This window comes from Ruegeria sp. CH8 (assembly GCF_056536985.1).
Genome location: NZ_JBQFQR010000014.1, coordinates 1 through 13,362, shown reverse-complemented (window position 1 = coordinate 13,362; position 13,362 = coordinate 1). Strand labels below are relative to the sequence as shown.

The window sequence follows — 13,362 nt, the reverse complement described above, 5'->3', positions numbered from 1 at the left end:
TGAACATGCGTAGAACAAAAGAAAACGCATGACCGACGAGGTGTGAGCAATGCTGACCAAGAAACAGTTGGATTTGTTGGAATTCATCCACAAACGCGTTCAGGCGGACGGCGTTCCGCCCAGTTTCGACGAAATGAAGGCTGCATTGGACCTGCGGTCCAAGTCTGGTATCCATCGCCTGATTACCGCGCTGGAAGAACGCGGCTTTATCCGCCGCCTCGCCCACCGCGCCCGCGCGATTGAGATTGTCAAACTGCCCGAAAGCCTGGGCGGTGAACCCACCGCCGCGTTCAAACCGCGCGTTATCGAGGGCGACCGGCCCGATGGACCCCGCCCAGCGAATTTCGAACCGGTCACTGTGGACGCCATGGAATTGCCTGTGATGGGGCGCATCGCGGCAGGTGTCCCGATTGAGGCGATCAGCCACGTATCACACCGTGTTGCCGTTCCGGGCAGCATGGTCTCGGGCAAAGGTGAGCATTACGCGCTGGAAGTTCGCGGAGATTCGATGATCGACGCGGGTATCAATGACGGCGACGTTGTGGTCATCCGCGAAACCAGAGTGGCGGACAACGGCGACATCGTTGTGGCGCTGGTCGAGGATCAGGAAGCTACGCTGAAACGGTTCTTCCGCCGCGGCAACGCCATCGCGCTCGAGGCCGCGAACCCGGCCTATGAAACCCGCGTTCTGCCCGAGGACAAGGTTAAGGTTCAGGGCCGGTTGGTCGGACTGATCCGCAGCTACTGAGCTTGTTTGGAACGATGGCTCCCAGCCGTTTCCGGGGACCATAATCGGTGACCTATGGCCTCTCGGCTGGTTTCTATATCGCCACCGGATAAAGCAAGGCTTCCGGTTTCTTTCAGGCGATCCGGGTCGAAGAGGCCGCAATCTCCGACCAAATCCAAAGGAACTGCCGAGACAACGATCTGATTCTTTCGGCATTCCTGAAACCCGTGTGCCGCGAGTTTTCCGGTCACGTGGACCAGTTCCTTGCCCTGCCAGACATAACGCTGAATCGCGCCCGACGTGTCGGGCCAGCGTCGGGCGGCACTAGCCTGATCTGCGCCGTCACCATCGTTTTCCAACCAAACAGTCGCAATAAACCCGCTGCCTTTTTCCTTGCTGAGCGCGCGACCGTTTTCAGTCATGACGCCCACCAATCCACCAGAATCCGCGATCAGAACTTCGGGACGCTGTCCCTGCCCCCACAACAAAAAGGCCGCCGCTACCGGGGCGACTCCGATCCATTTCGCCCGCCCGCGCCACAGCGCCAGCCACAAAGCACCGAGGGCAAACATCGGCAAAACATAATGCGGTGGACTGACGACAAATCCTTGCGCGCCCTCCAGACCCGAGACCTTGTCCGAGACAATCAATATCCACCGCAGCCCCAATCCCATGACATGCAACGCAAGGGCCTCCAACCCGAACGGGGCCAACAACGCCGCGACAAAGGCTGCCGGTACCACAATCGTTCCCATCACCGGCACCGAGAGCATGTTGGCCAACAATCCGTAATGCGACATCGTGTTGAAATGCGCCGCCCCAATCGGCGCTGTCGCAAGGCCGGCAATGGCTGACGACAATAACAACCCCACCACAGGTTTCGTCCATTTCGGCCCGGGCATCGGCCCATAGTCCCGCAATTGTCCAAACACGGCGACAAGCGCGGTTGTTGCGGCAAACGACATCTGGAACCCGGGGCTCAGCAAAGATTCGGGGCGCAGTACCAAAACGATCAAAGCAGCCACCGCAACGACTCGCAGAGAAATTGCGCGACGGTCGATGAGGATGGCCCCCAGCATGACACTGGCCATGACAAAGGCTCGCTCGGTCGCGACGTTGCCGCCGGACAGCATCAGGTATATTACGGCCGCGACAAGCGCGCATAGCGCCGCCAGCTTGCGCAAAGGCAAACGCAGGGCCACGGCGGGGATCGCAGACAGGGCCAGTCGGCAGACCAGAAACACGAATCCGGTCAACAGCCCCATGTGTAGACCGGATATCGCCAGCAAATGTGCAAGGTTCGAGGCACGCAGTGATTTTAGCGTCTCCTGCCCCATGCCACTGCGGTCGCCGGTTGTGACAGCGGCTGCGAACCCGCCGATCTCACCAGGAAGAATTGAACGAACCCGCTCGGAAATCGCCATCCGCAACGCCGTAACGCGTACCCCTTCGGTCGCCGCTTCTGGGCGCGCGACCGTCATCACCGGAACGCGGGTGTAACCGACCGCGCCCAGACGCTGCAACCAGGCATGACGGCGGAAATCGAAACCTCCGGGCTCGACCGGGCCTTGTGGCGGCGACAGGTGGCCTGTGGTCATGATTCTTTGGCCCGGCGAAAGTGAGACCGGTTCGCCATGCAAGGAAAGTCGGACGCGCTGCGGTCGGCGGTCCATGGGCACGTCCCCTATGCGCACCTGGTCCAGCGTCACCCGCAACGCGTCCGAGGCAGAGCGGTCCATGGCTACGACACGCCCCTCGACCGGGCCGTAATAGCGCCAGGACAGAACCGGCTCTGCAACCGAATGGGCCCGCGCGCCGGCCAGTCCAAAGCCTGCCGCGATCAACGCCCCCCCAATTGCCAACGCGGCCCAACCGGTTCGCATCTTGCGACCGGTCCAGACAAGACCCAACATCAGCGCCAGCAGGCACGAATCCACCTGCCAGCCCGGTTCAAACCGGAGACTGAAGTACAGACCAATACCAACCGCAAGACAGACCGGAGACCACTGGAACAAATACCCTGTCTGGTTCAGCAATGCGGCCTCGACCCGTGCCAGAACACGCATGGTTGCCCCCGTCCTTCGGGCTCGTTAGACAGACGCCAAACTATGCCAGACACGGTTACCAAAAGGTTAATCCACACAATGTCCGATCAGGTCGTCACCCGTTTCGCCCCTTCGCCCACCGGTTTTCTGCACATCGGCGGTGCTCGCACTGCGCTGTTCAACTGGCTCTATGCCCGTGGGCGCGGCGGCAAGTTCCTTTTGCGGATCGAAGACACCGACCGCGAACGCTCAACCCCCGAGGCGACTGCGGCAATCCTGCAGGGCATGGAATGGCTTGGTCTGGACCATGATGGCGACGTGATCAGCCAGTTCGAAGGCGCGGCGCGTCACGCAGAAGTGGCCCATCACCTGCTGGCCGAGGGTAAAGCCTACAAGTGCTTTTCGTCGCAGGACGAGATCGCCGACTTCCGCGAACAGGCTCGGGCCGAGGGTAAATCGACACTGTTCCGCAGCCCCTGGCGCGACGCCGACCCGGCAACCCATCCGGACGCGCCTTTTGTGATCCGCATCAAGGCCCCGCAGGACGGTGCAACCGTGATCCGCGATCAGGTGCAGGGCGACGTGACAATCCGCAACGACCAACTGGACGACATGATCCTGCTGCGTTCGGACGGCACTCCGGTCTATATGCTAGCGGTTGTGGTGGACGATCACGACATGGGCGTGACCCATGTGATCCGGGGAGACGACCACCTGAACAACGCCGCGCGCCAGATGATGATCTATGAAGCGATGGGCTGGGACTTACCGGTCTGGGCGCATATCCCGCTGATTCACGGGCCGGACGGCAAGAAACTGTCGAAACGCCACGGCGCATTGGGAGCGAAGGAATATCAGGCGATGGGTTACCCTGCGGCAGGTATGCGCAACTATCTGGCCCGTCTCGGCTGGAGCCACGGAGACGACGAATTCTTTACCGATGAACAGGCGAAAGAGTGGTTCGATCTGGACGGCATTGGTAAAAGTCCGGCCCGTTTCGACTTGAAAAAGCTTGAAAATCTCTGCGGGCAACATATTGCGATTTCAGACGACGCTGCACTGCGGCAGGAAATCGAAGCCTATCTGGAAGCAGCGGAACTCCCGCCTTTGACCGCGACACAATCCGGTGATCTGGAACGTGCGATGTATTGTCTTAAGGATCGCGCTCGTACCTTCCCGGAACTCCTTGAAAAAGCTCACTTTGCGTTGATTTCCCGCCCCATTGAGCCGGACGAGAAAGCGGCCAAGGCGCTACAATCTGTATCCGACGGTATACTGAAAGAATTGACGCCGCACGTGCAAAATGTTAGCTGGTCGCGGAACGAACTGGAGGAGGCCCTCAACGCCTTTGCTGAGGCACAGGGGATCAAGTTTGGCAAGCTGGCCGGCCCACTTAGGGCGGCACTGGCAGGTCGTGCAGTAACACCTTCGGTTTTTGACATGATGCTTGTGCTGGGGCGCGACGAAACCCTGGCGCGGCTTTCAGACGCAGCAAACTGATCCTGGGTTCATATTCAGGTAACGCTGCTCCGCTACGACCCGGTCAGCACATCCGTGCACGACCGCCGACCGCACAGCCGATTACGGTTTCGGCATGCGCATGAACGAGGAAGGGACAATAATGACCGACAACAAAACAGCCACTCTGAAAGTCAATGGTGAAACATACGAGTTGCCGGTTCATTCGCCGACCGCAGGGCCCGACGTAATCGACATCCGAAAGCTCTATGGTCAGGCTGGTGTGTTTACCTATGACCCCGGTTTCACTTCGACCGCCAGCTGCGACAGCACCATCACCTATATCGACGGCGAAAAGGGCGAGCTGCTGCATCGCGGCTATCCGATCGACCAATTGGCCGAGAAATCTCACTTCCTCGAGGTTTGCTACCTGCTGCTGTACGGAGAGCTGCCTGTCGCCAAGGATCTGGAAAAGTTCGAAACCACGATCACCAAGCACACCATGCTGCACGAGCAGATGCAGTATTTCTATCGCGGCTTCCGTCGTGACGCGCACCCGATGGCAATCATGGTGGGTGTTGTTGGCGCGATGTCAGCATTCTACCACGACTCGACCGATATTTCAGATCCGCGCCAGCGCGAGATCGCCTCGCACCGTCTGATCGCCAAGATGCCGACCATTGCGGCTTGGGCCTACAAGTATCACACCGGTCAGCCCTTCGTGTATCCGCGCAACGACCTGGACTATGCGTCGAACTTCCTGCGCATGTGCTTCAGCGTTCCGGCCGAAGAATATGACGTCAACCCGATCCTCAGCCGAGCAATGGACCGCATCTTTACCCTGCACGCCGATCACGAGCAGAACGCCTCGACCTCGACCGTGCGTCTGGCGTCGTCTTCGGGTGCGAACCCGTTCGCTTGTATCGCAGCTGGTATCGCCTGTCTTTGGGGACCGGCGCACGGTGGCGCAAACCAGGCCTGCCTGGAAATGCTGGAGGAAATCGGTTCGGTAGATCGCATCCCCGAATACATCGCCCGCGCCAAGGACAAGGACGATCCGTTCCGCCTGATGGGCTTTGGCCACCGCGTCTACAAGAACTTCGACCCGCGTGCCAAGGTGATGAAGCAATCGGCCGACGAAGTGCTGGATCTGCTGGGCGTCGAAGACAACCCGAAACTGCAGGTCGCCAAGGAACTTGAGCGTGAAGCGCTGGAAGATCCGTATTTCGCCGAAAAGAAACTGTTCCCGAACGTGGACTTCTACTCGGGCATCATCCTCGAAGCGATGGGCTTCCCGACCTCGATGTTCACCCCGATCTTTGCCCTGTCGCGCACTGTTGGCTGGGTCAGCCAGTGGAAAGAGATGATTGCCGATCCTCAGAACAAGATCGGTCGTCCGCGTCAGCTGTATCTGGGCGAGACCATGCGCGACTATGTGGACATCGAAAACCGCTGATTGCTGCGATTGAATGCCAAAGCCCCGGACCTACGTCCGGGGCTTTTTTGTTACAGCAGGCTCAACTGATCGCCAATTTGGGCTGGGCGGGCAAACAGATCGCATTGCAATGGCGGTGTGCGCGTCGCCAATCCCAGACGTTTGACCGCCAGCGCGAACCGCTTGGCAATCAGCCCCGCATACTCACCTTCGCCGCGCATCCGGTGACCCCAGCGCGGATCGTAGTCGCGGCCGCCGTGCATTTCGCGCAGCTTGGACATGATTTTTTCCGCCCGAGCGGGTTCGTGATCTTTTAGCCAATCTTGCCACAGCTCGGAAACTTCGCGCGGCAGACGCAACATGATCCAACTGGCGGCATCGGCGCCTGCGTCCCTGCCCGCCTCTAGCAGATGCTCCAGTTCATGATCCGTGAGCCCCGGAATCACCGGAGAGGTCATGACCCGCACCGGCACCCCCGCTTCGGTCAAGCGGCGAATGACGGCCAGCCGCCGCCGGGGCGACGGCGCGCGTGGCTCCATCCGGCGGGACAAATCGGAGTCCAGCGTGGTCAGAGAAATTCCGACGCGGACCAATCCTTTGGCGGCCATAGGTGCCAGAATATCCAGATCCCGCTCGATCAAAGCTCCTTTGGTGACAATGCCGACCGGATGTCGGAACTCCTGTAAAACCGAAAGGCAATCTCTTGTTATCTTGCGGTTTTTCTCAACCGGCTGGTACGGGTCCGTATTTGTTCCCAAAGCAATAGTTGCCACTTTGTAGCTCTTGGCAGAAAGCTCTTTGCGCAGGATATTCGCCGCGTTCGGGCGAGCGATCAGGCGGGTTTCGAAATCTAAACCCGGCGACAGTCCGAGGTAGGCGTGAGTCGGGCGCGCAAAGCAATACACGCAACCATGTTCGCACCCGCGATACGGGTTGATGGATCGATCAAATGGCAGGTCCGGCGAGCGGTTATAGGTGATCAGGCTGCGCGCGACCTCATCCCTGACATCGGTTCGCAACGGCGGGATATCCTCTTCAATCTCCCAACCGTCATCGCAGGGCACGGTGTCGAATTGCTCGAACCGGCCTGCTGTGTTTGTGACGGCCCCCCGGCCCCGGATATGCGGTGCAGACATACTCGTTCCCGTTATGTTCTCATCCAAGATATACATACCAGTGCGTGATCCGACAAGCAGGCCTTACAGTTTCGCGTAGAATTCAGCCACTTGGTCCCGGCAAGACAGGCGGCAACGGAAAATGAATGGGATGCAGGATGATCTTGCAGAAAATTCTGTCGAGCCGTGCAAAAATCTGGCGTATAGGTCGGTCTCGAAACCACTGAGGTCGCAATCGTCACAGTCAAACTGCGGCGATTTGGCCAAAACGGCAAAAATGCCACCACGGGCCGATGGTCCGCACAGCTCAGGGAAGCGCCCCATGTCCGACGAAGAAGACATCGTCCTGTCCGAACTCAACGACGAAGAACTTGTCGAACAGATGTTCGACGATCTTTACGACGGTCTGAAAGAAGAAATCGAAGAAGGTGTGAACATCCTGCTGGAACGCGGATGGACCCCCTATGACATCCTGACCAAAGCTCTGGTTGGCGGTATGACTGTTGTTGGCCACGACTTCCGCGACGGCATCCTGTTCGTCCCCGAAGTTCTGCTGGCCGCGAACGCAATGAAGGGCGGCATGGCTATCCTCAAGCCGCTGCTGGCCGAAACCGGCGCACCGCGCGTTGGTAAGATGGTCATTGGCACCGTGAAGGGCGACATCCACGACATCGGCAAGAACCTTGTTTCGATGATGATGGAAGGCGCCGGTTTCGAGGTTGTCGACATCGGCATCAACAACCCCGTCGAAAACTACCTGGAAGCGCTGGAAACCGAAAAGCCCGACATTCTGGGCATGTCGGCCCTGCTAACCACGACCATGCCCTACATGAAGGTCGTGATCGACACCCTGGTCGAGCAAGGCCTGCGCGAAGAGTACATCGTTCTGGTTGGCGGCGCGCCGCTAAACGAAGAGTTCGGCAAAGCGATCGGTGCAGACGGTTACTGCCGTGACGCAGCCGTGGCCGTGGAAATGGCCAAGGACTTCGTTTCGCGCAAACACAACCAACTGGCCGGCTGATCGGACACGTTAGACTGTTCAGGGGCCGTCCGGTTATCGGGCGCCCCTTTTTTGTTTCCGCAAGCCACACTATCTGTCGCCTATCTTCAGAGGGGCACCCAATGCAGCAGGACAAATGGCCGGACGATGCCAGCCTGACGACCAAGGGCTACGCTTCTGACACGCAGGGGCAGATTCTACTGTTGGCCTGCGGCGCGCTTGCGCGTGAGATTCTGGATCTGAAGCGACGAAACGGCTGGGATCACATGGCCCTGACCTGCCTGCCGGCGATTCTTCATATCCACCCGGAAAGGATCACTCAGGCGGTTCAGGACGCGGTCGCCAAGCATCGCGATCAGTACGACCAGATTTTTGTCGTTTACGCCGACTGCGGCACCGGCGGTCTGCTGGAAAAAGCCTGCGCGGAATTGGGCGTCGAGATGGTCAAAGGTCCCCACTGCTATTCCTTCTTCGAAGGAAATCAGGCCTTTGAGGCCCGGGGCGAGGATGAGACCACCGCCTTTTACCTGACCGATTTTCTGGCGCGGCAGTTCGATGCCTTTGTCTGGAAACCCTTGGGACTCGACCGGCACCCCGAACTGCGTGACATGTATTTCGGCAATTACACCAAGCTGGTCTATCAGGCACAGATCGACGATCCGGACCTGACCGAACGCGCTCGTGAATGCGCCGAGCGGATGGGGTTGGAGTTCGAACGCCGCTTTACCGGTTATGGCGATCTGGAATCCACCCTGACGGATTGGGCAACCCGCAAACCGGCGGACTGATCCGCGTCAGGCGTTTTCCTGCGCGACGTCCCGGATGCGTTCGATCATCGCCCGCAACCCGTTCGAGCGCTGCGCCGACAGGTGATCGTTCAGACCCAGCCGCGCCAGTTCACCCCCTGCGTCCACCGTGGGAACCTCGGCGACCGGCAGGCCGTTATAGAGCGACCGCAAAACCGCGATTAGCCCCCGCACGATCAATGCGTCGCTGTCACCATCGAAACGAAAGACACCGCCTTCGATGATCGGGTGCAGCCAGACCTGACTGGCGCAGCCATGAACCTTGGTGGCCGGCACCTTGAGCGCATCATCCAACGGGTCCATCGCCTTGCCCTGATCAATGACGTGGCGGTACCGGTCTTCCCAGTCCTCCAGAAACTCGAAATCCTCAACGATTTCCTCAAAGGCAGGCGTGGCCATGTTGCGGCGGTCCTTTTGTTGCGATCACATCTGTGACCTATGCCTCCAACCTGCGCCTGTCCACCCCCAAGCGTGGCTTTTCAAACCGAGGATTTTGCGATAACCCATTGCAGGAATTACTGCTCTGGACGTCTGCACCATGCAAAAATCGTTTACTGTTCTTCTGGTCGCCACCCTGACCCTCTCTGCCTGCAGCGGTTGGAGGGACTCTCGGGCGAACCCGTCCAACTGGTTTGGATCAAGCACTTCGGCTGATCCGGCTGAAACGGCGGTAAATGATGCGGATGCTTTGGTGCCGGACAGAAGAAAAGGCGGCGGGCTGTTCTCACGCCCAGAGCCCGAAGATATCAGCGTTCCAATCGCAAAAATTGATGAGCTGAGGATCGATCCGACCGCCAACGGGGCGATAGTTTATGCCGCCGGTACGGCCGCCCGGCAAGGGGCCTATAACGCTCGGCTTGTACGAGTGGACAGCGAAGAGAACCAAAAGAACGGCGTTCTGGAGTTCACATTCCGCGTAGACTATCCCGAAAAGCCAACCAATCAGGGAACCGAGCGTTCACGCATGGTTTCTGATGCCATCAACGTCAGCCGGAAAGATCTGAAGAACACCCGACTGGTTCGGGTCGTGGGGCAACAGAACGCACTGGAATCCCGGCGCCGCTAACCGCGCTTATAGGGATACAACCTTGACGCTCTGACCCTTAGCGGCCAGTGCAATTTTACCTTCGCACAGTTTCAGCGCGTCCTCGCCGAACACCTCAAAGCGCCAACCCGACATTGCAGGAAGTTCCCGCTCACCCGCAGCGATTTGATCCAGTTCCGAACTTGTGGCGATCAACTTTGCCGCGACGCCCGAGCTTTCGGTTTTAGATTTAAGCAGCACGCGCAACAAATCCGCCAACGCGGGATTTACCTTCAGCTTGTCACGGCTGTTGTCCACGCGCGGCAACTGGTCCGCCGGGCAGTTCACGCCTTTCTTCACGGCGGTCAGAATGCCCTCAGCAATCGCGCCCTTCCGCGCCTCGCGCAACAGCAGACGCGAGCCACCCAGATCGGACGGCGATTTGGGCTTGGTCGAGGCCAATTCGATCAGCGCGTCGTCCTTGAATACCCGGCTTCGCGGGACATTGTTTTCCTGCGCATAGGCCTCGCGGAACTGCGCCAGCTCGCGCACCACGGCCAGGAATTTGGCGGAATTCGTCCGGGTCTTTACCCGCTTCCACGCATCCTCGGGGCGAACGTCGTACGTCGTCGGTTGGGTCAGAATCTGCAGTTCTTCAGCGACCCAATGGCTGCGCTGTGACTTTTTCAGCTGTGCAGCAAGATGTTCGTAGATCCGGCGCAGATGGGTCACGTCGGCCAACGCATAGGTCTTTTGCGCCTCGGACAATGGCCGCCGGGACCAGTCGGTAAAGCGCGAGGTCTTGTCGACACCCTGCTTACAAATTTTGCGCACCAGCGTTTCATAACCCACTTGTTCGCCAAACCCACAAACCATCGCCGCGACTTGTGTATCGAACAGCGGATTAGGAAATACGCCTGCCTCAACCCAGAAAATCTCTAAATCCTGACGGGCGGCGTGGAACACTTTGACCACGTTCTCGTTGCCGAACAGCTCATACAAGGGGTCCAAGGACAGGCCCTGGGCCAGAGGATCGACCAAAACCGCGCTGTCTTCACCTTCGGACGGAACCGCAAGTTGTACTAGGCAAAGCTTAGAATAATAAGTTCGTTCACGCAGAAACTCAGTATCTACGGTGACATAGTCGTATTCCGCCGCGGCCTTGCAGAAATCGGCCAGCTCTTGCGTCGTTGTCAGGGTTTTCATGCGCGGTGCTATTCTTGCTCTTGTTTTCTTCGGCTGTTCGTAGGTTCCGTACCTAGCCGTAATGCGGACCATAGGCCGAATATGACGCGTGTGTAAATCACCCTGCGAGGATCACGGCAGCAGCACTGGAGTCCGATCACCATTGGCGTAACGGCGCAACACTGCGGGGTATAGTTTATGCTCCCACACCAATACGCGCGCGGCCAGTTCTTCCGGCGTATCACCGGGTTCGATGTTCACGCGCGCCTGTCCAAGGATCGGGCCATCATCCAGCGCCGCCGTCACCTCATGAACAGAACATCCGTGTTCCGCATCCCCGGCCTCGATAGCGCGGGCGTGAGTGTTGAGGCCTTTGTATTTCGGTAAAAGCGAAGGGTGGATGTTCAGCATCCGCCCCTGAAAATGTGAAACGAACTCGCCGGTCAGAACCCGCATGAATCCGGCAAGGCAGACGATATCCGGTTGCGCCCGTTCCAGTGGTTTCAGCAATTCAGCTTCAAACGCCGCACGGTCGCCCTTGAACGGGCGATGGTCCACCGAGGCCGTCGGAATGCCGCGCGCGGCGGCCTTTTTTAACCCACCCGCCTCGGCGTCATTCGACAGAACCAAGCAGGGACGCGCCGGGTGGTCTCCGACCATGCTGTCGACCAGCGACACCATGTTGGACCCACCGCCCGAAATCAAAATCGCGACGCGCTTGTGGCTCACAGCAGCTGGCCCGAATAGGCCATACCGGGGGCGTCAGTGACGGTACCAAGACGTGAAACCGTCTCACCTGCCTCGTCCAGAAGCGCAGTCAACTCGTCGGCGCGGTCTTCGGCACAGACAACGATCATGCCGATGCCGCAGTTGAAGGTCTTCAGCATCTCGGCCTCGACGATTCCACCGGTTTCCGCCATCCAACGGAAGACGGGCGGCAAATCCCAGGCATTCAGGTCGATCTCGGCGCCCAGCCCTTCGGGCAGTACGCGCGGCAGGTTTTCGGTCAGGCCACCACCGGTGATATGGGCCAGCGCATGCACGCCCCCTGCCCGGATCGCCTGCAGTGCAGGCTTGACGTACAACCGAGTCGGGGTCAGCAAGGCCTCGCCCAAAGAACCGTCGCTAAACGGAGACGCCGCATCCCAGCCAAGACCCGAAATCTCAACCAGTTTGCGTACCAGCGAATAGCCATTGGAATGCACCCCGTTCGAAGCCAGCCCAAGCAGAACGTCGCCTTGCTGGACGTCCGCAGGCAAAAGCGCACCACGTTCCATTGCGCCGACCGAAAACCCGGCCAGATCGAAATCGCCATCTGGATACATACCGGGCATCTCGGCGGTTTCACCACCGATCAGGGCGCAGCCGGAATGCACACAGCCCTCGGCAATGCCTTCGATGATCCGCGCTGCGGTGTCGGTATCCAGCTTGCCGGTGGCGAAATAATCCAAAAAGAACAGCGGTTCGGCGCCCTGACAGATCAGGTCGTTGACGCACATCGCCACCAGATCGATGCCCACACCGTCCACTACACCGGTATCAATGGCGATCCGCAGCTTTGTACCGACGCCATCGGTCGCGCCCACCAGAATCGGATCCTGATACCCGGCATCTTTCAGATCGAACAGGGCACCAAATCCGCCCAGCCCGCTCATCACGCCCGAGCGTTTGGTTCGCTTGGCCGCAGGCTTGATCCGGTCGACCAGAGCGTTTCCCGCATCAATATCAACACCCGCATCGGCATAGGTGATTCCGTTCTTGCCCGTCGTCATGGCCAGCCTCTCATGAATGGTTCCCGCGCGGGTTAGTCGATTGTGCGCCTTGTTGCAACGGTCAGGCTTGACGCGGGCGTTCACCGTGGTACTCAAAGCGCTCAGGCGGGCCTGTAGCTCAATTGGTTAGAGCAGAGCGCTCATAACGCTTTGGTTGCGGGTTCAAGTCCTGCCGGGCCTACCAAAATCCGCAAATTTTCCTTTAAAATCAACGATCGTGTGTCCCACGATTCGAAGATAGTGGCCCATATGATTCCAATGGCTTACAGGACGAGTGTCCCACGAAATTAGTACCCATGAACCGAATCCTGTTCAGGCCATCCCGGCAGCTTGTCCGGCGCTGGTACGTCGTGACACTCCAGCCATTCACGTATAGCGGCCCAGTGATCCTGCGGCTTGGGTGTGAATCGCATTGAGTGGAGATCGGATATCTTGCGCTCGAGGTCTGCCCACCACATCAGCTTGAGTTTCAGCGCGTGACGCTTTGCCCAGACACGCAGCGCCGCCTGCCAGTCATTGAGCGCGCGCGCTTCTAGTTCTTCGTGGAGGTCAAATGGGATTCGTCGGGGCCAAGTGGCCATGCCGGGGATATGAGGCAGTTTAACGAGAGCGGCAAGCGAACTCTGTTAGGTCATTCGTCACTACAGAAAAGCTCATGGAGCAAACCAACTGTTTTGCGCACCTTATCATCCACGATTTGATAATGTCTTTGCCCCCTAAAATTGTGCCACTACTTTGGCCGAGAAGGGGGAACAAGGGATGGCTCGGAAGCGATACTCGGACGAAGACATTCTG

General features: G+C 58.8%; 13 protein-coding genes and 1 tRNA gene. 7 read left to right on the top strand and 7 right to left on the bottom strand.

Annotation, left to right across the window (positions count from 1 at the left end; translation table 11 throughout):
* Nucleotides 1-49 precede the first annotated feature (49 nt).
* Nucleotides 50-748 (top strand): transcriptional repressor LexA, encoded by a 699-nt coding sequence (gene lexA, locus ACR0ER_RS16060; RefSeq protein WP_480769803.1) that lies wholly within the window; start codon nt 50-52, stop codon nt 746-748.
* Here the strand turns inward: lexA and ACR0ER_RS16055 are convergent.
* Entirely contained in the window at nt 742-2,793 is a 2,052-nt protein-coding gene (locus ACR0ER_RS16055) for a ComEC/Rec2 family competence protein (protein WP_480769802.1), read from the bottom strand. The two genes, lexA and ACR0ER_RS16055, sit on opposite strands and share 7 nt — an antisense overlap.
* 78 nt (nt 2,794-2,871) lie before the next feature.
* On the opposite strand from ACR0ER_RS16055, the gene gltX reads away from it, so the two are divergent.
* A complete protein-coding gene (gene gltX / locus ACR0ER_RS16050; protein WP_480769801.1) occupies nt 2,872-4,272 on the top strand; it encodes a glutamate--tRNA ligase in 1,401 nt (466 codons plus the stop codon).
* Nucleotides 4,273-4,393: 121 nt separating this feature from the next.
* The gene (gene gltA, locus ACR0ER_RS16045) at nt 4,394-5,686 is read left to right on the top strand and encodes a citrate synthase (RefSeq protein ID WP_480769800.1); all 1,293 of its coding nucleotides are present in this window, start codon (nt 4,394-4,396) and stop codon (nt 5,684-5,686) included.
* A 50-nt stretch (nt 5,687-5,736) separates the two neighbouring features.
* On the opposite strand, the gene ACR0ER_RS16040 is transcribed toward gltA, so the two are convergent.
* Nucleotides 5,737-6,801, bottom strand: coding sequence for a PA0069 family radical SAM protein (locus ACR0ER_RS16040; protein ID WP_480769799.1), 1,065 nt, complete (start codon nt 6,799-6,801; stop codon nt 5,737-5,739).
* 301 nt (nt 6,802-7,102) lie between these two features.
* Here ACR0ER_RS16040 and ACR0ER_RS16035 point away from each other — a divergent pair, with 301 nt between their 5' ends.
* A complete protein-coding gene (locus tag ACR0ER_RS16035) occupies nt 7,103-7,801 on the top strand; it encodes a corrinoid protein (RefSeq protein ID WP_170335752.1) in 699 nt (232 codons plus the stop codon).
* Nucleotides 7,802-7,902: 101 nt separating this feature from the next.
* Nucleotides 7,903-8,568 carry a DUF1638 domain-containing protein gene (locus ACR0ER_RS16030; RefSeq protein ID WP_480769798.1) on the top strand — a complete coding sequence of 222 codons (666 nt, stop codon included), beginning with the start codon at nt 7,903-7,905 and terminating at the stop codon, nt 8,566-8,568.
* Between the two features lie 6 nt (nt 8,569-8,574).
* On the opposite strand, the gene ACR0ER_RS16025 is transcribed toward ACR0ER_RS16030, so the two are convergent.
* Nucleotides 8,575-8,985, bottom strand: a complete 411-nt coding sequence (locus ACR0ER_RS16025) for a SufE family protein (RefSeq protein ID WP_480769797.1) — start codon at nt 8,983-8,985, stop codon at nt 8,575-8,577.
* A gap of 139 nt (nt 8,986-9,124) precedes the next feature.
* On the opposite strand from ACR0ER_RS16025, the gene ACR0ER_RS16020 reads away from it, so the two are divergent.
* Nucleotides 9,125-9,652, top strand: a complete 528-nt coding sequence (locus tag ACR0ER_RS16020) for a hypothetical protein (protein WP_480769796.1) — start codon at nt 9,125-9,127, stop codon at nt 9,650-9,652.
* 6 nt (nt 9,653-9,658) lie between these two features.
* Here ACR0ER_RS16020 and rnd read toward each other — a convergent pair whose 3' ends face one another.
* The 3 genes from rnd to purM all read right to left on the bottom strand — a co-directional run bounded on the left by rnd (nt 9,659) and on the right by purM (nt 12,567).
* Nucleotides 9,659-10,816 carry a ribonuclease D gene (gene rnd, locus ACR0ER_RS16015; protein WP_480769795.1) on the bottom strand — a complete coding sequence of 386 codons (1,158 nt, stop codon included), beginning with the start codon at nt 10,814-10,816 and terminating at the stop codon, nt 9,659-9,661.
* Between the two features lie 111 nt (nt 10,817-10,927).
* Complete coding sequence (gene purN / locus ACR0ER_RS16010; RefSeq protein WP_170335762.1) at nt 10,928-11,524, bottom strand: phosphoribosylglycinamide formyltransferase; 597 nt, start codon at nt 11,522-11,524, stop codon at nt 10,928-10,930.
* Entirely contained in the window at nt 11,521-12,567 is a 1,047-nt protein-coding gene (purM, locus tag ACR0ER_RS16005) for a phosphoribosylformylglycinamidine cyclo-ligase (RefSeq protein WP_480769794.1), read from the bottom strand. The genes purN and purM overlap by 4 nt, the downstream gene beginning before the upstream one ends.
* 107 nt (nt 12,568-12,674) lie before the next feature.
* Between purM and ACR0ER_RS16000 the strand changes: the two genes are divergently transcribed.
* Nucleotides 12,675-12,751 (top strand) — tRNA-Ile (locus ACR0ER_RS16000).
* A gap of 103 nt (nt 12,752-12,854) precedes the next feature.
* Here ACR0ER_RS16000 and ACR0ER_RS15995 read toward each other — a convergent pair.
* The gene (locus ACR0ER_RS15995) at nt 12,855-13,148 is read right to left on the bottom strand and encodes a hypothetical protein (protein ID WP_480769793.1); all 294 of its coding nucleotides are present in this window, start codon (nt 13,146-13,148) and stop codon (nt 12,855-12,857) included.
* Between the last annotated feature and the right edge of the window lie 214 nt (nt 13,149-13,362).